This window comes from Streptomyces sp. NPDC002133, assembly GCF_040296405.1.
Lineage (GTDB): Bacteria > Actinomycetota > Actinomycetes > Streptomycetales > Streptomycetaceae > Streptomyces.
In genome coordinates, this window is sequence record NZ_JBEOXF010000012.1 from 64,048 (window position 1) to 87,825 (window position 23,778).

The 23,778-nt window shown below is 72.7% G+C and carries 22 protein-coding genes and 1 pseudogene; 7 read left to right on the plus strand and 16 right to left on the minus strand.

The genetic code is table 11. The features are described from left to right. Positions 1 to 50: 50 nt before the first annotated feature. The 13 genes from ABT078_RS15545 to hutU form a co-directional block, all read right to left on the minus strand. Positions 51 to 875 carry a polysaccharide deacetylase family protein gene (locus tag ABT078_RS15545; RefSeq protein ID WP_351227825.1) on the minus strand — a complete coding sequence of 275 codons (825 nt, stop codon included), beginning with the start codon at positions 873 to 875 and terminating at the stop codon, positions 51 to 53. Then, positions 872 to 2,125 (minus strand): glycosyltransferase family 2 protein, encoded by a 1,254-nt coding sequence (locus ABT078_RS15550; RefSeq protein ID WP_351227827.1) that lies wholly within the window; start codon positions 2,123 to 2,125, stop codon positions 872 to 874. Before ABT078_RS15550 ends, ABT078_RS15545 begins: the two co-directional genes overlap by 4 nt. A 73-nt stretch (positions 2,126 to 2,198) precedes the next feature. Further along, complete coding sequence (locus ABT078_RS15555) at positions 2,199 to 3,275, minus strand: GNAT family N-acetyltransferase (RefSeq protein ID WP_351227967.1); 1,077 nt, start codon at positions 3,273 to 3,275, stop codon at positions 2,199 to 2,201. A 176-nt stretch (positions 3,276 to 3,451) separates the two neighbouring features. After that, positions 3,452 to 4,144 carry an aspartate/glutamate racemase family protein gene (locus ABT078_RS15560; RefSeq protein WP_351227829.1) on the minus strand — a complete coding sequence of 231 codons (693 nt, stop codon included), beginning with the start codon at positions 4,142 to 4,144 and terminating at the stop codon, positions 3,452 to 3,454. A 5-nt stretch (positions 4,145 to 4,149) separates the two neighbouring features. Then, positions 4,150 to 4,707 (minus strand): DUF6882 domain-containing protein, encoded by a 558-nt coding sequence (locus ABT078_RS15565; RefSeq protein ID WP_351227831.1) that lies wholly within the window; start codon positions 4,705 to 4,707, stop codon positions 4,150 to 4,152. Positions 4,708 to 4,753: 46 nt separating this feature from the next. Then, positions 4,754 to 5,314, minus strand: coding sequence for an SMI1/KNR4 family protein (locus ABT078_RS15570; RefSeq protein ID WP_351227833.1), 561 nt, complete (start codon positions 5,312 to 5,314; stop codon positions 4,754 to 4,756). Positions 5,315 to 5,479: 165 nt separating this feature from the next. Next, on the minus strand, positions 5,480 to 6,679 hold the full coding sequence (hutI, locus tag ABT078_RS15575) for an imidazolonepropionase (RefSeq protein ID WP_351227835.1): 1,200 nt from the start codon (positions 6,677 to 6,679) through the stop codon (positions 5,480 to 5,482). A 435-nt stretch (positions 6,680 to 7,114) separates the two neighbouring features. Continuing rightward, positions 7,115 to 8,707 carry a GMC family oxidoreductase N-terminal domain-containing protein gene (locus ABT078_RS15580; protein ID WP_351227837.1) on the minus strand — a complete coding sequence of 531 codons (1,593 nt, stop codon included), beginning with the start codon at positions 8,705 to 8,707 and terminating at the stop codon, positions 7,115 to 7,117. After that, positions 8,704 to 9,363, minus strand: a complete 660-nt coding sequence (locus ABT078_RS15585) for a DUF5987 family protein (protein WP_351227969.1) — start codon at positions 9,361 to 9,363, stop codon at positions 8,704 to 8,706. The genes ABT078_RS15580 and ABT078_RS15585 overlap by 4 nt, the downstream gene beginning before the upstream one ends. Positions 9,364 to 9,368: 5 nt before the next feature. Beyond that, complete coding sequence (locus ABT078_RS15590; protein ID WP_351227839.1) at positions 9,369 to 9,998, minus strand: hypothetical protein; 630 nt, start codon at positions 9,996 to 9,998, stop codon at positions 9,369 to 9,371. 429 nt (positions 9,999 to 10,427) lie between these two features. Beyond that, positions 10,428 to 11,780, minus strand: coding sequence for a formimidoylglutamate deiminase (locus ABT078_RS15595; protein ID WP_351227841.1), 1,353 nt, complete (start codon positions 11,778 to 11,780; stop codon positions 10,428 to 10,430). Continuing rightward, the gene (locus ABT078_RS15600; RefSeq protein ID WP_351227971.1) at positions 11,771 to 12,985 is read right to left on the minus strand and encodes an allantoate amidohydrolase; all 1,215 of its coding nucleotides are present in this window, start codon (positions 12,983 to 12,985) and stop codon (positions 11,771 to 11,773) included. Before ABT078_RS15600 ends, ABT078_RS15595 begins: the two co-directional genes overlap by 10 nt. A 257-nt stretch (positions 12,986 to 13,242) precedes the next feature. Beyond that, complete coding sequence (hutU, locus tag ABT078_RS15605) at positions 13,243 to 14,919, minus strand: urocanate hydratase (RefSeq protein WP_351227843.1); 1,677 nt, start codon at positions 14,917 to 14,919, stop codon at positions 13,243 to 13,245. Positions 14,920 to 15,024: 105 nt separating this feature from the next. Between hutU and ABT078_RS15610 the strand changes: the two genes are divergently transcribed. From ABT078_RS15610 to ABT078_RS15640, 7 genes are all read left to right on the plus strand, one after another. Continuing rightward, a complete protein-coding gene (locus ABT078_RS15610; RefSeq protein WP_351227845.1) occupies positions 15,025 to 16,335 on the plus strand; it encodes a type III PLP-dependent enzyme domain-containing protein in 1,311 nt (436 codons plus the stop codon). A gap of 36 nt (positions 16,336 to 16,371) precedes the next feature. Beyond that, positions 16,372 to 16,836 (plus strand): SRPBCC family protein, encoded by a 465-nt coding sequence (locus ABT078_RS15615; protein WP_351227847.1) that lies wholly within the window; start codon positions 16,372 to 16,374, stop codon positions 16,834 to 16,836. A 57-nt stretch (positions 16,837 to 16,893) separates the two neighbouring features. Beyond that, a complete protein-coding gene (locus ABT078_RS15620) occupies positions 16,894 to 18,261 on the plus strand; it encodes an APC family permease (protein ID WP_351227849.1) in 1,368 nt (455 codons plus the stop codon). 184 nt (positions 18,262 to 18,445) lie between these two features. Continuing rightward, positions 18,446 to 18,850 (plus strand): hypothetical protein, encoded by a 405-nt coding sequence (locus tag ABT078_RS15625; RefSeq protein ID WP_351227851.1) that lies wholly within the window; start codon positions 18,446 to 18,448, stop codon positions 18,848 to 18,850. Positions 18,851 to 19,005: 155 nt separating this feature from the next. Beyond that, positions 19,006 to 19,749 (plus strand): transcriptional regulator, encoded by a 744-nt coding sequence (locus ABT078_RS15630; RefSeq protein ID WP_351227853.1) that lies wholly within the window; start codon positions 19,006 to 19,008, stop codon positions 19,747 to 19,749. 38 nt (positions 19,750 to 19,787) lie between these two features. Further along, a complete protein-coding gene (locus ABT078_RS15635; RefSeq protein WP_351227855.1) occupies positions 19,788 to 20,204 on the plus strand; it encodes a roadblock/LC7 domain-containing protein in 417 nt (138 codons plus the stop codon). A gap of 26 nt (positions 20,205 to 20,230) precedes the next feature. Continuing rightward, complete coding sequence (locus tag ABT078_RS15640; protein ID WP_351227857.1) at positions 20,231 to 20,605, plus strand: hypothetical protein; 375 nt, start codon at positions 20,231 to 20,233, stop codon at positions 20,603 to 20,605. A 53-nt stretch (positions 20,606 to 20,658) separates the two neighbouring features. Here the strand turns inward: ABT078_RS15640 and ABT078_RS15645 are convergent. The 3 genes and pseudogenes from ABT078_RS15645 to ABT078_RS15655 all read right to left on the minus strand — a co-directional run bounded on the left by ABT078_RS15645 (position 20,659) and on the right by ABT078_RS15655 (position 23,734). Next, positions 20,659 to 21,158, minus strand: a pseudogene (locus tag ABT078_RS15645) (hypothetical protein). Positions 21,159 to 21,329: 171 nt separating this feature from the next. Further along, positions 21,330 to 22,175 (minus strand): MurR/RpiR family transcriptional regulator, encoded by an 846-nt coding sequence (locus ABT078_RS15650; RefSeq protein ID WP_351227859.1) that lies wholly within the window; start codon positions 22,173 to 22,175, stop codon positions 21,330 to 21,332. Further along, positions 22,172 to 23,734, minus strand: a complete 1,563-nt coding sequence (locus ABT078_RS15655) for an aromatic amino acid ammonia-lyase (protein WP_502981228.1) — start codon at positions 23,732 to 23,734, stop codon at positions 22,172 to 22,174. Before ABT078_RS15655 ends, ABT078_RS15650 begins: the two co-directional genes overlap by 4 nt. Positions 23,735 to 23,778: the final 44 nt, after the last annotated feature.

Here is a 23,778-nt window from a genome sequence, read left to right on the forward strand (position 1 = left end):
CAGCGAAGTATAGGAACCTGTACCGGATTTGACCCGGCTCATCACCTGTCTCACCCCGCGAATTCGGGTCCGTTCACCGCCGCCCGCGCCCTTCGGTACATCCGCCAGCCCATCGTGGCCGGCGAGTCCGGGTACGGGGCGACCCGTGCGCCCGCACCGTCCATCCAGGCCTCGACGTCGGCGACGGTGTGGCCCCGGCGCAGGATCAGCCGGGCGATGCGGAACGCCTCGTCCGTCTCCGAGCTGAGTGCGTGCCGTACGGCGACGGCGGACTCGTAGCCGGCGGCCCGGGCGGCCCGGCGCACGGCCCGGCTGTTGTAGCCGTGCGGGTAGGCGAGGTGCCGCACCTCGTGGCCGAGGGTGTCTTCCAGGACCTCCTTGGAATGGCGCAGTTCGTGGCGCAGCCGCCGCGCCCCGAGCGTGTCCAGCTGCGGGTGGGTGACCGTGTGCCCGCCGACCTCCATGCCGTACTGCTCCAGCATCGGTGCCTGCGCGAGTGTCATCATCGGCGCGGGCGGCAGCAGACTGCCGAGGCCGGGCGTGATGGCGCCGGTGGTGAGATACGCGGTGGCGGGCAGCCCGCGGGAGGCGAGCGCCTCGGCGGTGGGTCCCGGGAGATCGGCGAAGCCGTCGTCGAAGGTGAGCACGACGGGCCGGGGCGGGAGTTCGCCGCGTCCGGCGAGATGGTCGGAGAGCGCGCCGATCCGGACCGGGGTGCGGCCGCTCGCGACGATCGCGTCGAGCTGGGCGCCGAACTCCTGGGGGCTGACAGTGAATTCGGCGATCCAGTCCGGCGGGTCGTCCATCACGGCGTGGTAGAGCAGCACGGGTATGCGCGGTGCCCGGGATGCGCGAAGCGTCCGGGGTGTGCTCATCGGCCCTCCCAGGGAAGCGGTGTGCCGCGCACCCGGCGCCGGGCCTTGGCGTACCCGAGCGGCCCGTACAACATGCCCCGGCGCTCCAACCGGGAGAGGCTGCGTGGCCATGGATGGGTGGGGGTGCCGTGCTCGCCGGGCACCCCCTCGCCGCCTTCACGGTGGGCGGTCATCGCCCGTGCGTGGGCGAGTCCGCGCGGCAGCCTGGCGAGGAGCGCCGGCAGCAGGGCGGGGCGGCGGGCGAGGAGCGCGGTGAGATACGCGGTGAGCCCTGCGCCATAGCCGTACGCCTGGTTGCGCAGGTCCTGCGGGGTCTCACGGTGGTGGTGCCAGACCAGCGCGTCCGGGGTGTACCGCAGCCGGTGGCCGTCGGCGAGGATGCGCACGAACGCGTACAGGTCGTCTCCGCCGCGCGCGGGGGTACCGGTACCGGTGGCCGGGTCGAAGCCGCCGACCGCCTTGAGCGCGCCCGTGCGGAACGCCATGTTGGCGCCGGAGCCGAAACGGCCCGCGGTGAACGGGAACAGCGGCTCGTCGGCGGGCGGGCGCGCCGGATCGTAGGTGCGGGGCGCGAAGCCCTTGGCGAAGCCGCCGTGGCTTTCGAGGAGGATCTGCGCGGGCGTCGTGAGCTGCGCCGGGAGGATGAGGCCCGTGACGCAGCCGATGCGCGGGTCCTCGGCGAACGGCGCGCCGAGCGCGGTGAGCCAGTGCGGGTCGGCGACGACGTCGTCGTCCGTGAAGGCGATCACGGAGCCGTCGGCGGCGGCGACACCCCGGTTGTGGGCGACGGCCAGTCCGGCCACGGGCTCGCGCACATAGCGGACCTGGTCCATGTACTTGTGCTCGACGAGGTCCCGGGTGGCGTCGGTGACCGGCGCGTTGTCGACGACGACGATCTCGAAGTCCGGGTGGTCCTGGGCGAGGAGGGAGTCGAGGGCACGGGCGAGGCGGCCCGCGCGCTCGCGCGTGGCGACGACGACGCTCGTGCGGGGCAGGTCGCCGTACGGCTCGGGCGCGGGCGCCCGCATCCCGCCCAGCCGCTCCCGGGCGAGCGCGGCGAGCGCCTCGGCCGGGTCGGTGCCCTCGGGAACGGTCCCGGTCAGGGTCGCGACGGGGCGGCCGCGGAAGCGTACGAGCACGAACACCTCGCCTGCGGTGACGGGCGCCCCTCCGGGCCCGGGGCGCAGCGAGAGCACCCGGGCAGGGCCGGAGGAGTCGGGCGGGTCGAGGTCGAGTTCGGCGACCTGCATGCTGCGGAGTCTGTGCGGGCGGTTCGGGCTGTGCGGCATGTGCGTCCCCCCGATGCTGGGATGTGGGTGCCGGTCAGTGGCGCCGCAGGCGGCCGACCCGGCTCAGCGCCTGCTGCGCGTATCCGGCGAGCCGTGGCCGGTTCCGTACGTAGCTGTGGGCACGGCGGGCGGGCTCGCGGCTCAGCCGGTAGAGCGCCGCCCTGGCCCCCGGGCGCGTGGAGGAGCCTTCGTGGACGCGGAGTTCCCCGGTCTTGAGGGCGTCCTTGTACTCGGCGGCGCCGCGGCCGAGGTCGAGCATGCCGATGCCCTCGCCCGCGGCGGCCTCGGCCATCCGCAGATGCAGGATGAGCCCCGGCGAGTACTTGGCGAATTCGGTGTCGTACGAAGGGAACCAGCAGGACAGCACGGTGCGTGAGCGCAGCCCGAAGTGCGCGGCGACGGGCCGGTCCGCGGCGTACAGCACCGACAGGACCCCGGAGCAGCCGGGCGTGCGGGTCTCGTGCAGCCGCCGTACCAGCATGCTGATCCACTCCTGCGCGAAGCGGTCGCGGCGGCCGGTCCTGCGGTACTGCGCGGACTTCCACTCCATGAGGGTGCGCAGCGCGGCCGGGTCGCGCTCGTCGAAGACGAACCGCGTCTCCCCTGCCTGCCGCCCGAGCTTTCGCTCCTTGGCGGTGGTGGTCCGGTAGAACTTGGGCGAGCGGTCCCGCAGGCCCTCCTCGTACGCCGCGTAGCCCTCGCCGACGTCGATCACCGGCGAGGCGAACTCCTCGACCCCGTCCGGCACGAAGAGGGTCTGTCCCGCCTCCAGATTGTCGAACTCCCAGGCAGACAGCCCGCACGCGCGGAGCAGTTCACGGGAGGCCAGCCGGAGCCCGGGCCGCAGCACCGCGCCCTGGCAGTCGGACACGCCGAGACCGATGGCCCTGCCGTGTCCGAACGGCCCTCTCTCGTACGGGAAGAACCCGGCCGGAACCCCGTCGTCCGCGATGATCGCGACCCGCGCGCCGAGCCGGACCCCCGCGACCGCAAGGGTGAACTCCGGTTCCATGAAGGGATTGGCGGGGGCGCCGGACTTGGCGCGCAGCTCGCGCCAGGACTCGGCCTCCCCCTCGTCGAGCTCCCCGGGCTTCACGACACGAATGTGCACAGCGCTCAACACGACCCCCCGGCCCCGGACTTCCCCCTCGAGCTTCCCCGGACAGGACGGTACCGGCCGAAATCCCCCGGGGATAGGGCGAGCGGGTCAAGCCGTGACCAAGCCGTGAAGCGATGTAAAGCTCTGTGAAAGGTGGGGCGAAAGGGACCGGGTGCTCCGGGTGGAGCTCATTCCCCCAGCGCCGCCCGTACGGCCGCCTCCGCATGCAGCCGGGTCGTCGCGAAGACCGGAACGGGGCTGTCCTCGGGGCGGATCAGCAGCTCGATCTCGGTGCAGCCGAGGATGATCCCCTCGGCGCCCTGATCCACCAGCTCGCCGATGACGCGCTGGTAGGCGCGCCGCGACTCCTCCCGTACGACTCCGAGGCACAGCTCCTCGTAGATGACGCGATGCACTTCCGCGCGGCCCGCGGCGTCCGGGGTGAGCACCTCGAGTCCGTGCCCGGCCAGCCGGTCGCGGTAGAAGTCCTGCTCCATCGTGAAGGCGGTGCCGAGCAGCCCCGCCTTTCCGACACCGACGGCCTTCACGGCCTCCGCGGTGGCATCGCCCAGGTGCAGCAGCGGTACGGGGACGGCCGCGGCGACCTGGTCGGCGACCTTGTGCATGGTGTTCGTGCAGATCAGCAGGAAGTCCGCGCCCGCGGCGGCCAGCCCGCGGGCGGCCTCGGCGAGGATCTCCCCGGCCTGGTCCCACTCCCCGGCGACCTGGAGCTCCTCGATCTCGGCGAAGTCGACGGAGTGCAGGATGCAGCGGGCGGAGTGCAGCCCGCCGACCCGCTCCCGTACGAGCTCGTTGAGGAGCCGGTAGTACTCGGCGCTGGACTCCCAGCTCATGCCGCCGATCAGGCCGACGGTCTTCATGGCCCTCACCCGATGTCGATCGTGAAGGTCGACGAGCTGCCGTCCTCGGCGGTCAGCGTGACCGGCCCGAACGTGAAGACCGGGATCGAGCTGCCGCCCGACCCCCGGTAGAAGCCCGCAGCCTTGGTGATCCTGACGGCCAGGGCGGCCAGCGTCGCCGCCTGCCGCTCGTCGGCGTCGACCTTCGGCTCGGTGAGGGCCGGATGACCGTGAGCCTCCGCCCAGTCACGGACTGCGCGGGCGTCGCGGCTCATCTCGGGGAGGACGCTCTGGTTGGCCCACGCCCAGAGCCACGAGCCCGCCGTGGGGTTGTGACTGCCGAGGATCTGCGCCGACGCGGTGGCGACCTTGTCAGGGAACGTCCAGGTGACGACGCCGGTGCGCTGATCAAGCCCCCACCGATCCGCCGTACCGAGCCCCCAGGACATGTGCGCGCGGGCCAGCTGGTCGATCATGTCCTCGCCCTGCAGGAGCAGGGTGCTCAGGTCGGTCGGATCGACGTGATCGGCACCTGCCGTGGCGCCCTCCGGTTCCGCCTTGCGGGCTCGGTTGAAGATTCCCATGCAGCGGAGTCTGCCAGGCCCACTGGACGACCAGGCGTCCAGCACCTCACTCCGCGTCGAACCACGGCTTGTTCGCGGCCCAATGCCCGACCCACCCGGCGAACCCGGGGTCACCGGTGGTGGACCCGAACTCCGCCCCGAACGGCGCAGCGCCCTCACCGCAGATGTTCCAGATGTGCCCTCGGTGCGGTCCGGTCACGATGAGGTGCCAGTACATCCCGCAGCCATCGGTGCCGAGCACGATCGACCCATGGTCGAAGACCGGGTCGAGGATCGGCTCGATCTCCTCGAACGGCCTGGGGTCCTCCTCCCACAGCCACGCCTCGGTCAGCGGGAAGGGCCGGCTCACGTCGCGGACGGGCCGGTCGTCTCCCCAGTCGTCCGGCAGCTCGGCCAGCCCCACCAGGCCGTAATCCGGCGGCCCGGTGTACGACCCGTCGGTGATCTCCGCCACGAACGTCCGGTACGGCTCGGGCAGGACGACGCCGTGCTCCGCCTCGAAGGCGCGCACCGCCTCCCAGCCCAGCGCCGACTCCCCACCGTCGTCCACACCGAAGGCGGCGCGCAGCGCGGCCAGGTCGTCAGGGTTGGCGTGCTCGGTTTCCATGTGTCATGGATAGCGCCCGGCTCTGACAGTGACTCCGCCCCTCCCCACCCCCGACCGAGCGGGGCGCGGGGAAGGAGGCGCGACGAGGGTGCCGGACGGCATCGGGAGCGGCAGGAACGCACTCATGCTCGCAGAGGCCATGTGCGAGCAGGGCGGTGGACCCCGCTACCGGGCGTCGTGGCCCGGGCCCGCCTGCCCGGCCACCTGAATGCCCCGCCGCCACACGGCAGACACCAGGGGCACGCCCGGGCGGTACGCGAGGTGGACGTGCGACGGGGCGTCGAGGAGGGCGAGGTCGGCGCGGGCCCCGGGGGCGATGCGGCCGATGTCGGTGCGGCGGAGGGCCGCGGCGCCGCCGGCCGTGGCGGACCAGAGGGCCTCGTCCGGGGTCATCCCCATGTCCCGTACCGCCAGCGCGATGCAGAACGGCACGGAGGACGTGAACGACGAGCCCGGGTTGCAGTCGGTCGACAGGGCGACGGTCACGCCCGCGTCGAGGAGGCGGCGGGCGTCGGGCCACTCGGCGCGGGTGGAGAACTCGGCACCGGGCAGCAGGGTCGCCACGGTGTTTCCGCTCGCGAGGGCGTCGACGTCCTGCTGGGTGAGGTGGGTGCAGTGGTCGGCGCTGGCCGCGTCGAGCTCGACGGCGAGTTGCACGCCCGGGCCGTAGGTCAGCTGGTTGGCGTGGACGCGCGGGCTGAGGCCCTTCGCCATGCCCGCGGTGAGCACCGCACGGGCCTGGTCCCCGTCGAACGCCCCCTTCTCGCAGAACACGTCGACCCAGCGGGCATGCGGTGCGCAGGCGTCGAGCATCTCGCCGGTGACGAGGGCGACGTAGCCCGCCGGGTCGTCGGCGTAGTCCGGGGACACGACGTGGGCGCCGAGGTACGTCACCTCGTCGGTGTGCCGGGCCGCGATCCGCAGGGCGCGGGCCTCGTCCTCGACGGTGAGCCCGTAGCCGGACTTGGTCTCGAACGTCGTCGTGCCCTGCCGCAGTGCCTCGTCGAGGTAGCGGGTGAGGTTCCCCTCCAGCTCCTCGTCGGTGGCGGCGCGGGTCGCGGCGACGGTGGTCCGGATGCCGCCCGCGGAGTAGGCACGGCCGGACATGCGGGCGTTGAACTCCTGGGTGCGGTCGCCCGCGAAGACGAGGTGCGAGTGGGAGTCCACGAACCCGGGGATCACGGCCCGGCCGCCGGCGTCGTACGCCCCGTCGGCGGCGGGCGCGTCCGCGGCACGGCCGACCCAGGCCACGGTGTCGCCGTCGAGGACGACGGCGGCGTCCTCGACCAGTCCCAGGGGCCCTTCGCCGACGGCGGGGTCGTTGGTGACGAGGGAGCCGATGTTGGTGATGACGGTGCTGGTCATGGTTCCTCTCCGTGGGGTTCCGACCCCCTACGGCCAGGGAGCAGACCTCGACGCCCCATGCTTTCACAGCCGAGCACCGCGGCCGCGACCCGGAGGCGCACGGCAGAAAGCCGGCCCAGGCGGCGGAGCCGAAGCCGAGCCGAGCACCGCGGCCGCGACCCGGAGGCGCACGGCAGAAAGCCGGCCCAGGCGGCGGAGCCGGAGCCGAGCCGAGGGCCGGGGCCGCGGCCTCCTGTTCGTCGAGATGCTCGCCGACTGCTGGGACGCCGCGGCCTCACCACCAAGTCCTGGTCGCCCGGAAGCCGTTCGCCGCTCGTCCCGCGGGTGATCGCGGTGACCGAGGCCCGCGAGTCCGGCTGCGAGGTCGTCGGCAACGACCTCGCCCAGCACCGCGAACCGGCCGGCGGCCACAGGGGAGCCCGCCGAGGCGACCCGTCAGGGCACCGGCAGCGGCGCTCCGTACCGGACCGGGACCCCCGCCTGTGCCGCTCGGTCGGTGATAGCGGGCGTGGCGCGTTCGGCGAGGGCGGCGATGGTGAGTGACGGGTTCACGGTGAGGGAGGTGGGGACCGCGGAGCCGTCGGTGACGAACAGGCCGGGGTGGCCGCGCAGTTCGTTGGTGTCGGTGAGGGCGCTGATGTCAGGGCTGTCGCCCATGCGGACCGAGCTGATGGGGTGGGCGGTCACGGTCCCGGCGACGTCCTCGCTCCAGGGGAGGACCCGGGCCAGGCCGTCCTTCTCGAGGATGCCGCGCAGGGCCGCGTCCGCCTTTGCCCAGCCCCCGCGGGTCCGGGCGGTGGGGCGGTAGGTCATCGTGCCCAGGCCGAGCCCGGGAGCCAGGCGGGTGAAGCTGCCGGTGAGCGGGGGGACGGCGCCGAAGGTGCCCTCGTTGTCGTCCTCCGTCATCGCGAGGAGCGTGAGCCAGGACCGCCGGCGGGAGCGGAGGTCACGGCCGGGGATGCCGAACCAGTGAGGCGGATCGGTGGCCTGGGCGAGCACATTGGTGACGGAAGGGAAGTAGATCTGCTGGAGCATGAACCGGCTGTACTCGGGTGCCGCCGCATCCAGATAGTCGTACGTCGCCGCCGTGATGGGGCGGCCGATCGGCAGCCCCTCGTACGGGACGCCGTCCGGGCGGGACAGGCCCAGCAGCGAGCGCACCTTGCTCTCGTCCACGTCGGCGACGCTGACGCGGTCGCCGTTCCCGGAGAAGTACCGTCCCACCGCGCCCGGGATGCCACCGAGCAGCAGGGCGGAGCGCTGCAGGACGACGGGGGTGCCGACGGCTCCGGCGGCCAGGACGACCACCTTGGCGTGGACGGTGCCGGTCTGCAGGGTGCAGGCGTAGTCGTCGGGTTCGAGGACGGTGTAGGTGACGGCGTAGCGGTAGCCCGGGATCGGGGAGGCGCCGAGGGTCTGGACCTCGTGCAGGGGCCGGATCGTCGCCCCGTGTGCCTCGGCGGCGGGCAGGTAGTTGAGCAGCATCGAGCGTTTGGCGTCGAAGCGGCAGCCGGACAGCATCCAGTTGCAGTTGGTGCACCGCTCGGTGTCGACGGCCACGGGGACGGGGTTGCAGGTGTGGCCGGCCCGAGCGCACGCGGCGGCGAGCACGCCGCCCGCGTAGGACACGTCGGGCCAGCCGGCGCGGGTGACCGGGATCGCCGCCTCGACACGGTCGTACCAGGGGTCGAGCGCCGCGCGGGTGAGGGAGGCCGGCCAGATGCGCCGTCCGAGGCTGCCGCGGCGTTCGAAGACGAAGGCCGGGGCTCTGAGGGACGCGGCGAAGTAGACGACACTGCCGCCGCCGACGCAGTTGCCCGCGACCACGGCGACGCCGTCACCGCGGATGACGTCGACGATCCGGTTGTACGTGCCCAGGTGCATCGAGTGGGTGAAGTCGGCCGCGGCCAGGCGCGGGCCGCGTTCGAGGACGGTGACGCGGGCGCCCCCGGCGGCGAGGTAGTACGCGGGGATCGCTCCGCCGAAGCCGCTGCCGATGACGAGGACATCCGTGGTCTCGGCGCTCATGCGGGACTCCCCGAGGCGGTGGTGGCGGGGTGGAGGGCGGCGAGGGCCCTGCCGTAGGAGTGGTCGGGGAAACGCCACAGGCCGTCGGGGTCTGGCGGCGGGAAGCCCAGCCAGGTCAGTCCGGGGTGGCCCGTGGCCAGGGCCTGGCGGGTGTCGAGATGGGCGGCGGTGTCGAAGGCGAGGCCGGTCAGCAGGCTGAACATCTGCCAGATGACGCGGTCCGGTTCCTCGTGGCCGAACAGGCCGCGTACGAGGGCGGTGCGGTGGCGGAAGGGCAGGCCGACGAAGGCGGGGACGGTGATCGGCAGCAGCACGAGGTGGGTGGCGGCGTAGGCGACCGCCCGGGCGTTCAGCAGGGCCGCGATCTCCGGCAGCAGCGGCGCCAGGGGCAGTTCTTGCGAGGTGAGCGTCTGGATCACGCCGGCCTGTACGGCGCCCGGGCCGCTGACGGCTCCGGCGATGGGCAGGTCCCCGGCGAAGCGGCGTTCGCCGGGGATCAGGGTGTCGGCGAACGCCTCCATCGTCTGCACCGTCCGGCCACCGGACCCGGCCTCGGCAGCCGCCGCCCCGGAGGCGGCCGGGAGCTGACCGGCGGTCAGAGCGACGGCGGCCCGGGCGAGGGCCTTGAGGACCGCCCTCCGGTCGAAGGAAGACATGGTGCTCACCCGGCCAGGGAGCAGCGCAGGTCGAGGGGGAGGGAGGCGGTCAGGCCCGTCTCCCCGGCGGCCCTGCCGTAGTCGTCCAGCACGTCGGCCAGCTCCGGGAAGGCCGGGCGGAGCGCCGCGACGGCGTCACCGATGCCGACGCTCGTGCCGTGGATGCGGAAGTCGGACAGCCGTGCCCCGGCCCGCCGCCCGGTCTTGTCCCACCAGTACTGGCCGTCCCAGGTCACCCAGGGCGTCGAGCCGGTGGTGGTCTGCACGCTCCAGTGGTCCTTCTGGTAGTAGCGGCAGGTGACCATCGCGAGGGCGAAGCGCGAGGGCTCGGCGACGAGGAAGCGCAGGGCGCCGCCGTTGTCGAAAGTGATGTCGCGCTTGCTGTACTCCACACACAGCGGATCGCGGAACATCAGCCACCAGGGCGGGATCTCGCCCTCGCCGAAGCGGTGCCAGTCGCAGGTCGTGGCGAAGGCGGGCTCGGTGAACGGGCCGGGCCAGGATGCGGTCGTGGCCACGGCCCGGGATGCGGTGGTCGTGGCGCCGGTGGCCGGGGACTCCGAGCGCGGGGCGGCCGAGGCCGTTCCCGGCACAAGCGCTGCGGCACACAGCCCCAGCGCGATCGCCAGGGACATGACAGATCTATGGATGCGGCGCGAACCGGACAAGGCGATTCCTGCCTTCCTCGATGAGCGACCGGCCCGGCTGCGGATCGCGCTCGCTCTGGTGGCGGGTGATGGTTTCGGAGCGGCGTACAGACACGGCGGCGACAGGCATACGAACAGCGGGCGCGCGCACGCAGGCACACCTGTGACCTGGTGCCGGGCCGCAGAACGGCCCGGCACCCCCAGAGTGGAGCATGACTACTCGTCAGTAAAGAGATGGGTCAGTGACTCATCCACTCAGCCTCTGCACGACGGCATACGAGGCGCGCGAAGTCGGCACGGACCTGGCCGGAACGTCATGAACCGGCCGGATGGCTCCCAAGGCGAGCGCGCAGCCGTCAGGCCTCAGGCCGGTCAGGCCCGCCGGCCCGCCCCGGCCCCGGCCGTCACCCCGGTCCGTCAGCCCCGCAGTGCCTCGATCGCCTCCGTCAGCGCCGACGGCACGTCCGGCACCGACGTATGCACGCCGTCCCGGACGATGTGCCGGCCCGCCACCACCGTGTGGCGGACGTCCGCGGCCGTCGCCGCGAAGACCGCCGTCTCCGCGCCCAGCCTCGGCACCTGCCCCGCCGTCCGCACCGTGTCCAGCGCGACGGTCGTGAAGTCGGCGAGCGCACCCGCCTCCAGCCGGCCCGCACCGTCCCAGCCCAGCGCCGCGTGCCCGTCCTCCGAGGCGGCACGCAGCAGCGCCGCGGCCGTCCAGTGGCCACGCGTGCGCGAGCGCAGGCGCTCGTTCAGTTCCATCGCGCGCGCCTCCTCCAGGAGGTCGATCACCGCATGGCTGTCGCTGCCGAGCGACAGCGGTGAGCCCGCCTTCTGGAGGGCGGACGCGGGCCCGATCCCATCGGCCAGGTCCCGCTCGGTCGTCGGGCACATGCACGTGCCGGTCCCGCTGCCGCCGAGCAGCGCGATGTCCTGGTCCGTGAGATGGGTGTTGTGGACGCCCGTCGTCCGAGGCCCCAGCACACCGTGGTCGGCGAGCAGCCGCGTCGGCGTGCAGCCGTGCGCGGCGAGGCAGGCGTCGTTCTCCGCGGTCTGCTCGGACAGATGGACATGGAGGGGAGAGTTCCGCTCGCCCGCCCAGGAAGCGACGACGGACATCTGCTCCGCCGGAACCGCCCGTACGGAGTGGATCGCCGCGCCGATGCGTACCGTCTCGCCGCCCTTCAGCAGCGACACCCGCTCCGCCCATGCGTCCGCCGTGCCGTCGGAGAAGCGGAGCTGGTGCGCGGTCGGGGGCTCGCCGGTGTGCTTGCTCCCGATGGCGGACGCCAGGTACGCCGTGTCCAGCAGGGTCATCCGGATGCCCGCGTCCTCCGCCGCCGCGATCAGCGCCTCGCCCATGGCGTTGGGGTCGGCGTACGGCGTGCCGCCCGGCGCGTGGTGCACGTAGTGGAACTCGCCCACCGCCGTGACCCCGGCCAGGGCCATCTCCGCGTACACGGCCCGCGCCAGCGCGTGGTACGACTCAGGCGTCAGCCGGGCCGCGACCTGGTACATGAACTCGCGCCATGTCCAGAAGGTCCCCGAGCCCACCTGGACGAGCCCGCGCAGCGCACGGTGGAAGGCGTGCGAATGGGTGTTCGCCAGTCCGGGGAGCGTGAGGCCGCGCAGCGCCACAGCACCTGGCGGGGGAGCCTCGACGCCCCTGCGCACGGCGGTGATCCGGCCGTCCGCCACGTCGAGGGCCGCGCCCGGCTCGACATGGGTGCCGAGCCAGGCGTATTCCGTCCAGTACGTGGTCACCTGCACGCCAGACCCTCCAGTACATCGGCGAGTGCGAGGACCCCGGCGACGCAGTCGTCCTCGGCCGCGTACTCGGCGGGGGAGTGCGAGACGCCCGTCGGGTTCCGTACGAACAGCATGGCGGTCGGGACGGCCGCGGACAGGATTCCCGCGTCGTGTCCCGCGCCGGTGCCGAGCACCGGGACCCGGCCGCCGAGGATCCGGTTCAGCTCGTCGCGCAGCGCGTGAGCGAACTCGACGACCGGGGTGAACGACTCCCGGACGACCGCGAGGTCCACGCCGTCCCGCTGCGCGTGCTCCTTCGCGGCCTGCTCGATCGCGGCGACGACCGTGTCGAGGGTCCCCTGGTCGGCGGCGCGCGAGTCGAGCCAGCCGCGGACGAGGGACGGGATGGCGTTGACGCCGTTCGGCTCGACGGAGATCTTGCCGAAGGTGGCGACCGCACCGGCGAGTTCCGCCTCGCGGCGGGCGGCGACGACGGTCTGCGCGTACGTCAGCATCGGATCGCGGCGGTCGACGAGGCGCGTGGTGCCCGCGTGGTTGGCCTCGCCGTGGAAGTCGAACCGCCAGCGGCCGTGCGGCCAGATGGCGCTCGCGATGCCGACGGCGGAGCCGGTGCCCGCGGCGGAGCCGCTGTCAGGCACGGCGAGGGCACGGCCCTGCTCGACGTGCAGCTCGACGAACGCGCCGATACGGGCCAGGCGCTCGGGGTCGGGGCCGATGGCGTCCGGGTCGTAACCGGCCGCCTCCATGGCCTCGGGAAGGGTCACCCCGTCCGCGTCCCTGAGCTCGTACGCCTTCTCCTTGGTCAGCTGCCCGGCGGTGAGGCGGGAGCCGACGCAGGCGAGGCCGAAGCGGGCGCCCTCCTCGTCACCGAAGTTGGTGATCGCGACCGGCCTGGTGAACTCCATTCCCCTGCGGCGGAGTTCGTCGAGCGCGGCGAAGGCGGAGACGACACCGAGGGGGCCGTCGAAGGCACCGCCGTCGGGGACGGAGTCGAGGTGGGAGCCGGTGACGACGGCGTCACCGGCGGTGGGGTCGCCGAGCCATGCCCACTGGTTCCCGTTGCGGTCGGTCTCGTACGTGAGGCCGCGCGCCTCCGCCTGCTCCTGGAACCAGGTCCGGCAGTCGGCGTCGGCGCCGGTCCAGGCGAAGCGGCGGTAGCCGCCACTGTCCGGGTTGCGCCCGACGGGCGCGAGGTCGGCCCACATGTCGTGGAAGGAGTCCCCGCCGGGTTGCGGGCCGTCGTTCACGCCGTCCGGCTGCGGGCCGGTGGGTTGGTTCGCGCCCGCCCGGTCCGCCCGGGGGTTCCTCCCAGGCGGAACTTCGAAGGAGTCCCCGCCGGGTTGCGGGCCGTCGTTCACGCCGTCCGGCTGCGGGCCGGTGGGTTGGTTCGCGCCCGCCCGGTCCGCCCGGGGGTTCCTCCCAGGCGGAACTTCGGGGGAGGAACCGTCGCCCGCGGACCGGGTCACCGGCCCTCCCGCATCGGGATGCGGACGCCGCGGTCCTCGGCCACGGACTCGGCGATGTCGTAGCCGGCATCGACATGCCGGATGACGCCCATCCCTGGGTCGTTCGTCAGGACCCGCCGGATCTTCTCTCCGGCCAGCTTCGTGCCGTCCGCCACCGTCACCTGGCCCGCGTGGATCGAGCGGCCCATGCCGACGCCGCCACCGTGGTGGATGGACACCCATGACGCGCCGGACGCGACGTTCACCATCGCGTTCAGCAGCGGCCAGTCGGCGATCGCGTCCGAGCCGTCGAGCATCGCCTCGGTCTCGCGGTACGGGGACGCGACCGAGCCGCAGTCGAGGTGGTCACGGCCGATGGCCAGCGGGGCCGCGAGCTCGCCGCTCGCCACCATGTCGTTGAAGCGCTCGCCCGCGCGGTCGCGCTCGCCGTAGCCCAGCCAGCAGATGCGCGCCGGCAGGCCCTGGAAGTGGACCCGCTCGCCCGCCAACTTGATCCAGCGGGCCAGGGACTCGTTCTCCGGGAAGAGGTCCAGGATCGCGCGGTCGGTCTTCGCGATGTCGGCGGGATCGCCGGACAGCGCCGCCCAGCGGAAGGGGCCCTTGCCCTCGCAGAACAGCGGCCGGATGTAGGCGGGCACGAAACCGGGGAACGCGAACGCCCGCTCGTAGCCGGCCAGTTGCGCCTCGCCGCGGATCGAGTTGCCGTAGTCGAAGACCTCGGCGCCGGCGTCCATGAAGCCGACCATGGCCTCCACGTGCCTGGCCATGGACTCGCGGGCACGGGTCGTGAAGCCCGCCGGGTCCTTGGCCGCGTACGACGCCATGTCGGCGAAGTCGACGCCCACCGGCAGGTACGAGAGCGGGTCGTGGGCCGAAGTCTGGTCGGTCACGATGTCGATCGGGGCGCCCTCGGCGAGCATCTGCGGCAGCAGCTCCGCCGCATTGCCGAGCAGACCGATCGAGAGCGGGCGGCGGGCGTCCCGGGCCTCCACCGCGAGCTGGAGGGCGTGGGCGAGGTTGTCGGCCCTCACGTCCAGGTAGCGGTGCTCGATGCGGCGCTCGATCGCGCGGGGGTCGCAGTCGATACAGATCGCGACGCCGTCGTTCATGGTGACGGCCAGCGGCTGGGCGCCGCCCATGCCGCCGAGACCCGCGGTGAGCGTGATCGTCCCGGCCAGGGTGCCGTCGACCCCTTTGCCCAGGGAATGCAGCTTGGCGGCCACCGCCGCGAAGGTCTCGTACGTGCCCTGCAGGATGCCCTGGGTGCCGATGTAGATCCACGAGCCGGCGGTCATCTGGCCGTACATGGTGAGCCCGAGAGCCTCCAGGCGCCGGAACTCCTCCCAGTTCGCCCAGTCGCCCACCAGGTTGGAGTTGGCGATGAGCACGCGCGGCGCCCACTCGTGGGTCTGCATCACACCGACCGGGCGGCCGGACTGGACGAGCATCGTCTCGTCCTGCTTCAGCGTCTGCAGCGTGCGCACCATCGCGTCGAAGGAGCGCCAGTCCCGGGCCGCCTTGCCCGTGCCGCCGTAGACGACGAGCTTGTCGGGGTGCTCGGCGACCTCCGGGTCGAGGTTGTTCTGGAGCATGCGCAGCGCGGCTTCCTGCTGCCACCCGAGGGTGTTCAGTTCCGTACCACGCGGTGCCCGTACGGGACGGGGTCCAGACATGCCGATGCCTCCTCGTGACGTTGACTCTTCTATTCACATCCTCGCGCGCTGAATAATTTCAGTCAACCACTGCGGCGGGCGGCTTCGGATGATTGGCTGGACCTCATGGCTTCAGTCCGTCGCGATCAGGCCGTACGCGCGGCCGTGGAACAGGGTCTGCTCACGGAGACCGAGCCCGTCACCGCGCTCCTCGACACCGCCGGCATCCGCGCCTCCGCCGCCGCGCTCAGGGCCGCCTTCCAGGAGATCACCGATGCCCCGGTCCTGCACGCCTTCGCCGTGAAGGCCACCCCTCTGGTGCCCGTCCTGCGGCTGCTGCACGAGGAGGGCATCGGCGCGGAGGTCGCCAGCCCCGGCGAGCTGGCGCTGGCCCGCGCCGCGGGCGTACCGCCCGGTCGGACCGTGTTCGACTCCCCCGCCAAGACGCTCGCCGAGCTGCACACGGCCCTCACGGGCGGGATCGCCGTCAATGCCGACAACCTGCAGGAACTCGGCCGGATCGACACCCTCGTCCAGGTCACGCCGCCCGCATCCCCCATCGGTCTGCGCGTGAACGCGCAGATCGGCGCGGGCACCATCGGGGCGCTGTCCACCGCCACCGCGACGTCCAAGTTCGGGATTGCGCTGCGCGACGAAGGCGCCCGCGACCGGATCGTCCGCGCCTGTCTCGACCGGCCCTGGCTGACCCGGCTGCACACCCACTCCGGCTCGCAGGGGATGCCGCTCGCTCTCATGGCCGAGGGCGTACGGGCCGTGTACGAGCTCGCCGAGGAGATCAACGCGGGCGCGGGGCGGCAGCAGATCGACACACTCGACATCGGCGGCGGTCTGCCCGTCAACTTCGCGTCCGACGACGAGACCCCGACCTTCGCCGACTACGCCCGGCTGCTGCGCCGAGAGGTCCCGGGGCTGTTCGACGGGCGGTACGGCCTGGTCACCGAGTTCGGCCGGTCACTGCTCGCCAAGCACGGCACGCTCCTCGCCCGCGTCGAGTACACCAAGACGACGGGGTCCCGGCCCATCGCGATCACCCACGGGGGCGCGCAGGTGGCGACCCGTACCGTGTACGACCCCACCTCGTGGCCGGTCCGCGTCGCCGCGTACGACGCCAAGGGCCGGTCCAGGACAGGGCCCGACGTCGTCCAGGACGTCGCCGGGCCCGCCTGCTTCGCGGGCGATCTGCTCGCCGAGGCCCGGAGCCTTCCGCTGCTGGAGCAGGGCGATGTCGTGGCGGTGCTGGACACCGGCGCGTACTACTTCACCAACCACTACGCGTACAACAGCCTCGCCCGCCCTGCCGTGCACGGCTTCCGCTCAAATCCCGACGGGGTCGCGTTCACGACCGTGCGGGACGCCCAGACCCTGGACGAGATCGTCGCGGAGTCCGGCGGGGCCCACGCGGAGGCACTGCTGTAGCGGGCGGTTGTCGGACCCCGGTGGTTCCATGGATCCATGACCAGCAGAGCTGTCGTCGTCGAGCGCCGGATCGCCGCGTCGCAGGGCCCCGTCTGGGAGGCCCTGACCGACCTGAAGGACATGGAGCGCGTGCTCAGCGGGGTGGACAAGGTCGAGATCCTCACGGACGGGGCTTTCGATGCCGGCACCCGGTGGCGGGAGACCCGCCGGATGTTCGGCAAGGAAGCCACCGAGGAGCTGTACGTGACCGCGAGCGAGCCGCCCGAGCGCTATGTGGTGGAGGCCGACTCCCACGGCACCCACTACATCTCGGAGTTCGTGCTGCGGGCCGACGGACCCCAGACGACCACGGTCCGGATGACGTTCTCCGCCACGCCGCCCGGGGGCTTCACGGGTCTGCTCGCCAAGGTGCTCGGACCTCTGGGCGAGCGGGCCGTCGCCAAGGCGATCGCACGGGACCTCGCCGATGTCGCGGCCGAGGTGGAGAGTCGACGCGGCTGAGCACTCGTTCGGCCGCACCGCAGGCATCCCGTAGGGAGGGACGGGCAAGGGTGACTCATGGCCACATCCACGCCCACGTCCGCACCGGATCACCAGCCGTCGCTCAAACGCGCCATCGGTCCGAAACTGCTGCTCCTCTTCGTGATCGGCGACATTCTCGGCACCGGCATCTACGCCACGACCGGAAAGGTCGCGGGCAAGGTGGGCGGCGCACTGTGGCTGCCCTTTCTGCTCGGCTTCGTCGTGGCGGTCCTGACGGCCGCGTCGTACGTCGAGCTCGTCGGCAAGTATCCGAAGGCGGCCGGTGCCGCGCTCTACAGCCAGAAGGCGTTCAAGCTCCCCTTCCTGACGTTCATCGTCGCCTTCATGGTGATGTGCTCCGGGCTGTCGTCGGCGAGCGCCGCGGCCCGTGCGTTCAGCGGTGACTACTTCCTGGAGTTCACGGACGCCATCCCCTCGACGATCATCGCGATCCTCTTCATCCTCACCCTCGCCGCCATCGCGCTGCGGGGTGTGTCGGAGTCCGTGAAGACCAACATGGTGCTGACGCTCGTCGAGCTGTCGGGTCTGCTCGTGGTCCTCTGCATCGGGGCATGGGCCGTGGCGACCGGTGGCGGGGAGCCGTCCCGGCTGGGCGAGTTCCAGGCGGAGGGCACCGGATACGCGCTGCTGACCAGCGTGCTGGGCGCCACGGCGCTCGGCTTCTTCGCCTTCGTCGGCTTCGAGGACTCGGTCAACATGGCGGAGGAGACCAAGGATCCGACCCGCTCCTTCCCTCGCGCGATCTTCATCGGTGTCGCCGTCACCGGCACGATCTATGTGCTGGTCGCGCTGGTGTCCTCGCTGCTGGTCGACTACAGGGTGCTGCAGACGTCGAGCGGACCACTGCTGGAGGTCGTCAAGGCGGGCGGGGTCGCCTTCCCGCCGAAGCTGTTCGCGGCCATCGCGCTCTTCGCGGTCACCAACTCCGCACTGATCAACATCATGATGGCCTCGCGGCTCTGCTACGGCCTGGCCAACGAGAAGGTCCTGCCGCGCGGGATGGGCCGCGTCCTGAGCCGCCGCCGCACGCCCGTCACCGGAATCGTCTTCGTCACCGTGATCGCCATCGGCCTCGTGACCACGGGCGAGATCGAAGGGCTCGGCGACACCACGGCCTTCCTGCTGCTCTGCGTCTTCGCCGTGGTCAATGTGGCAGTGCTGGTGCTGCGCAAGGACCGCGTCGACCATGCCCACTTCCGTACGCCGACGATCCTGCCGGTGCTCGGGGCGATCGCGTCGGTCATCCTGGCCAGCCCGCTGTCCGAGCGGGCGGCGGAGGTCTACATCCGGGCCGGGGTGCTGCTGGCGATCGGGATCGGCCTGTGGGCGGTCAACAAGGTGTGGATGAAGTTCCGCCACGAGGAGGAGGCGGCCCGGGGCTGAACGGGCGTACCGTCGCGCACCGGAGCGAACAGCCCGGCAGGGCCGAGTGCGGACCTTATCGGACCGCCCGCATGTTCCGTTGGAAAATGCCAGAAGTCCCACCAGCCAACACTCCGTTGCGTAACCTCATGGCTACGGACTTACGTCCTAGCCGTTCGCACACGTGCCGGAGGGGGATTTCTGCGTGCCCGGAATCGACGAGTGTCTGCTCCACGCCATGCGGCTGCCCGGAGCACGCGGCGCCGCCCTCGTCGACTGGACCAGCGGGCTCGCCCTCGGCACGGTGGGTGATGCGGCGGGCGACGACCACGAGACGGCGGCCGCCGAGACCGCGGAGCTGGCGCGGATGGCGGCGGAGCACCCCACCTTCGCCCCGGCACCCTGCGGGGAGAACACCGAGGCCGTGAAGAGCCCTCCCGTCGAGGACCTCGTCGTCACGACCCGCACCAGCTACCACGTGCTGCGCTTCGTCGAGACGAGCTTCGACAGCAGCGTCCTGATGCATCTGTGGCTCGACCGAGCGGAGGGCAATCTCGCGCTGGCGCGCCTGCGGATGCGGGACCTGACCGAGCGGCTGGTGCTGGAGTGACCGTCCCAGCCGGTTCGACGGGGCCGAAGGGAGCGACCGATCCGACGGGTTCCCCGGGCTCACCTCTTCCGACTCGTTCGACCCGTCCGGCCCGCTCCTCTCTCTCGTCTCGGACCTCTCCTTCGACCCGCTCGTCTCGTTCGGCCGTCTCGCCGATGCTGCTGCGGCTCGCCGCCGAAAAAGCCACCGGAGCGCTGTTACGGGACCGGGGAACGCTCTATCTCGTCGACGGGCAGGTCGTGCACGCCGAGAGCCCCGCCGCTCCGGGGATCGACGTCCTGCTCACCGCGGCCGGCCGGCTGGGCGCCGACAGCTGGCAGGGGGCGCTCCGCGAGGCCGGCACGCACGGCAGCGTCGGGCGGCATCTGGTCGACAGCGGCAGGCTCTCCGGCGGGGAGCTGGAGATCTGCCACCTCGGGGCGCTGTTCGACGCCGCGTACTTCGCGCTCGCGCCCAACAGCGGGCCCTCGCGGTTCCGTTACGGGGTCGCCCACTGGATGGGGGCAGTGCGACCCGTACCGGCGGACGCCGTCCAGCGCGAGACCCTGCGCCGCAGGGCGCTGCTCGACCGGCTCTGGGCGCACCCGGAGACCGACACCGCTCCTGTCGTCCCCATCACCCGGCACCCCGGCGACCGGGTCGTCCCGCGCCGGGCCGCCGTGCTCGAACTGGCCGACGGCGTGCGGACCCCGGGCGACATCGCCCGGGCCCTGGGCAGGCCCGCCTTCCACACCCTCGTCGACGTACGCCGGCTGGCCGCGGCCGGGCTCGTCGAGACCCCCGCCACCGCCGCCCCGCCCGAACCGCCACCCGAAGTCGCACGGGTCATGGAGATGTCCGCGGACCCGGACGTCGCCCTGCTCCGCCGACTGCGTGACGCCCTGGAGGCAACGCTGTGATGCGCACGCTGAGGCAGCGCGCCGAGAGGAGACAGCTGATGACCGCGAGCCCCGGAGTCCTCGACGAACTCAAGCGGCTGAGGACCCGGTTACCGCAGCTCACCGGTGCCCTCGCGGCCAGCGTGGACGGCCTCGTCCTGGCCCGGGACACCCCGGACTCGGAGGCGGAGACCGTCGCCGCCCTCACCGCGGCGGCCCTCGGCGTGGCCGTGCGCCTCACCGATGCCACCGGCCAGGGCGGGTTCCGCGAACTGCTCGTGCGCGGTGAGAGCGGATACGTGGCGACGTACGCGGCCGGGGCCGCGGCCGTGCTCACCGTCACCGCCGAACCGCGCGTCAACGTCGGGCGACTGCACCTCGAAGCCCGCCGCGCCGGGGCGCGCATAGGCGAACTCGTCGAGAGCGCGCTCGACCGCCATGACCGTCATGACCCCGACACCACACAACCCAGATGAGTCCATCGAGAAGGAAAGGCACCACCATGGCCAACACCGAAACCGCCCTCAAGGAAGCGATGACCTCGATCGAGGGCGTCATCGGCGTCGCGCTCGTCGACTACACGAGCGGCATGGCGCTCGGCACGCTGGGCGGCGGCAAGCAACTCGACCTGTCCGTTGCCGCCGCGGGCAACACCGACGTGGTGCGGTCGAAGCTGCGCGCCATGGAGATGCTCGGCATCCAGGACCAGATCGAGGACATCCTCATCTCGCTCAGCACGCAGTACCACCTGATCCGTCTGCTCAAGGCGCGTGGCGGCAACGGGCTGTTCCTGTACCTGGCCCTGGACACCAAGCGCGCGAACCTGGCGATGGCGCGCCACCAGCTGAAGAAGATCGAGGCGGAGCTGGAGGTCTGACGCCCCGTCGTCCGACGTCCGGCGCCTGAATCCGCCGCTCCCGTCGCCCTTCCTCAGCGGCGCCGCGCCCCGCCGGGCGCGGCGTCGCCGACGACGGGTCCGGTCGTCCGACAGCCCGTCACCGCGGCACGCGCAGGCCGCCCCCGGGCCACCAGGTCGGTCCGCACGCAGAACAGGCCGTCCGCCGCACGTTCCCGCCCGCCGAGGAAGCGCGCGTTGAGTCACAGCCCGGTCCCTGCGCCCGCCGGCAGCATCCCGCCGGCGGCAGGCACGGCGAAGGCGCTCCCGACGGCTGCGGCGAAGGCTTGGAGCAGCCACCACCGTTGCGCCCGGCGCCAGTTCCGCACGGTGACGGCACGGTCCTGGAGGAAGTCGCCCTTGGCGGCCCTGCCGGCAGCGGCCTCCAGCGCCCGGTAGCGACCACGGTGGACCGACGCCACCACGGCCGCCGCGACGAGGAACAGTGCGGCTCCTGCGTACAGTCCGACCCGGCGCCGCGTCAGCCCTCCGGCACCAGCCCGCCGCCCGCCGCGACGGCGCCCAGCCACACCATCGGGGCCGCACCGGCCCGTACGATCACGCCACCACGCCGGCGTGTGCCCTCCGCGCCCCGTGTTCCGTACTCCCTTCGCACGTACGCCCCTTCGGGCGCGGAGGGTGGTCGGGCTTTCTGAAGAGCGGCTGAGAAGCGGCCCCGCGGCCGAGGGCCGCCGCCCCGGGGCGGCTACTCGGTGAACAGCCCGCGCTCCGCCGCCCGTGCGTCGAACTCCTCCAGCCGCGCCTGTGCGTCCGGCAGGTCGTCGCACATCGCCTCCAGCAGCACCCGCCCCAGGAGCATCGGCGCGCAGGCCGTGTCGAAGGCGAGGCCCGTGCCGACCGCCGCCGGGATCAGCAGGTCGCTGTGGGCGGCGACAGGAGCGAAGGCCGAGTCGGCGACCGTGACGACGGTCAGCCCGGATTCGTGCGCGTACGCCAGCGCCTCCACGACCTCCTTCGGGTGTCGCGGCAGGGCGAAGCAGAGCAGCGCGCTCGCACCCGCGCGCCGGGCGGCGTCGATACGGTCGGCGAGCATCGTGCCGCCCTCGTCGAGGAGGCGTACGTCCGGGTGGACCTTGGCCGCGAAGTACGCGAAGCCGCGGGCCTGGGACGAGGCGGCGCGCAGGCCGAGGACCGGGAGCGGGCGGGAGGCGGCGAGGATCCGGCCGGCCTGCTCGACGGGGGCCGGGTCCGCGAGCAACTCGGCGAGGTGCCGCAGGTTCTCGATCTCGGCGTGGACGGCCTGCTGGTACTCGTTGAACGTGTCCTTGTCCGCGGCAGGTTCGGCAGGCGTGATCTCGCGCAGATGGCGACGCAGCGCGGGGTAGCCGTCGAACCCGAGTGCAACGGCGAACCGGGTGACGGAGGGCTGGCTGACCCCGGCCAGCTCGGCCAGCTCGACGCTGGACAGGAACGCCACGTCGCCCGCGCGGCGCACCATGCAGTGGGCGATACGGCGCTGGGTGGGGGTGAGCCGGTGGCCCTCGAACAGCTGCTGCAGTCGTGCGGCAGGGCTGTTGTGGTTCTCGCTCATGCCGTCCCCGTCCCCCTTGTCACTCTTGCCAGTTCACCGAACGTCATCGTGCCGAAGGTGTCGAGCAGCGCGGCCGCCGACGTCACATCATCGGTCAACGGCCGGTCGGCGTGCTCGACGTCGAGCACCGCCTCGGCCAGCGCGAAGGCCCGCCCCACGGGCAGTTCCGGGTCGGGGCGCAGATCGCGCTGGCGCAGGGCCCGGACGGCGGCGACGAGTTCGCAGCCGACGACGAGCCGGTAGGGCTCGCTCACCCGCAGGGTCTGACGGGCGGCGAGCGAGGCGAAGCTGGCCTGCTCCTCGACGCCACGGGACAGTACCGCGTGGCCGAGCGAGGCGGGGGCCGAGCAGGCCCGGAGATCGCCGAGGGCGGCCCCGGCCGCGTACTCGAGGATCATCACGCCGGACGATGCGGGCTCGGAACCCGCCAGGAACGGCCGCAGGCGGGTGTAGGCGGGCTCGTTGAGGGCCGCGAGCCGGGAGGTGGAGAGCCGGGCGACCTGGGCGAGCGAGAGCCGGAAGTGGTCGAGCGCGAGGGAGAGTCCGGCGAGGTAGAAGCCGCCGTGATGGTAGGCGGCCAGGTCGTCGGGGGAGATCAGGGGGTTCTCGGCGGCGGCGTTGATCTCGACGGCGAGCGTGCGTTCCAGCGCGTCCGCCGCGTCGTGCGCTGGACCGTGTATCTGCGGGAGGCAGCGGAAGCCGTACGGGTCCTGGATCCGGCCCAGCGGTGGCGTCGGGCGCCCGGGCGCGCCGAGCAGCTCGCGCATCCGGCCTGCGACGGCGGTCGTGCCGGGGTGCGGGCGAGCGGCGTGGACCGGCTCGGCGTACGCCTCGTACGAGCCGTCGACGGCGAGGAGGGAGAGCGCGGCGACGAGTTCCGTGGCGTTGACGAGGCGGCGCAGTTCGTCGAGTGCGAGGGCGGCCTGCCCCAGCGTGAGCGCGTTGCTGCTGATCAGGGCCAGGGCGTCGTTGTTGTCGAGGGCCTGGGGGGCGGGCGCGGGCCCTGAACCCTGCCAGCGGTGCTCACCGGCGAGGGCGAGGCCCAGCTGGGCGAGCGCGGCGATGTCGCCGGTGCCGACGGAGCCGTACTCGTGGACGACGGGGTACGCGCCCGCCACCAGCGCCTCACAGAGTGCGGTGATCACGGTGGGGCGCAGTCCGGCCCCGCCCGCGAGCAGTTGGTTGGCGCGCACGGCGAGCATCGCGCGGACCTCGCGGGCGGGGAGCGGATCCCCTATGGCCCCGGCGTGGCTGCGGAGCAGCCGCAGGCCGTGGTCGGCGGCTGCCTCGGTGGGGATGTCCTCGCTCCGGTTGGCGCCGACGCCGGTGGAGCGGCCGTAGACGCGTCCGGAGGCGGCGAGCCGGCGGGCGGTGTCCCAGGAGTGCTCGGCGTGCTTCATCGCGTCGGCGTCGGGGACGGGGCGGACGGCTCCGTCGGCGAGCCGGACGATGTCGGCGACCGGGAGGCTCCGGCCGTCGAGGACGACGACGCCCGTGGGTGCGGGCACGGGCACGGGCCGGGACACGTGTGGGGGCGTGTCCATCATGTGGGACGACATCATGCGCGAACGCCTCCTTATCCGGACACCCCGTCTCGACGTGC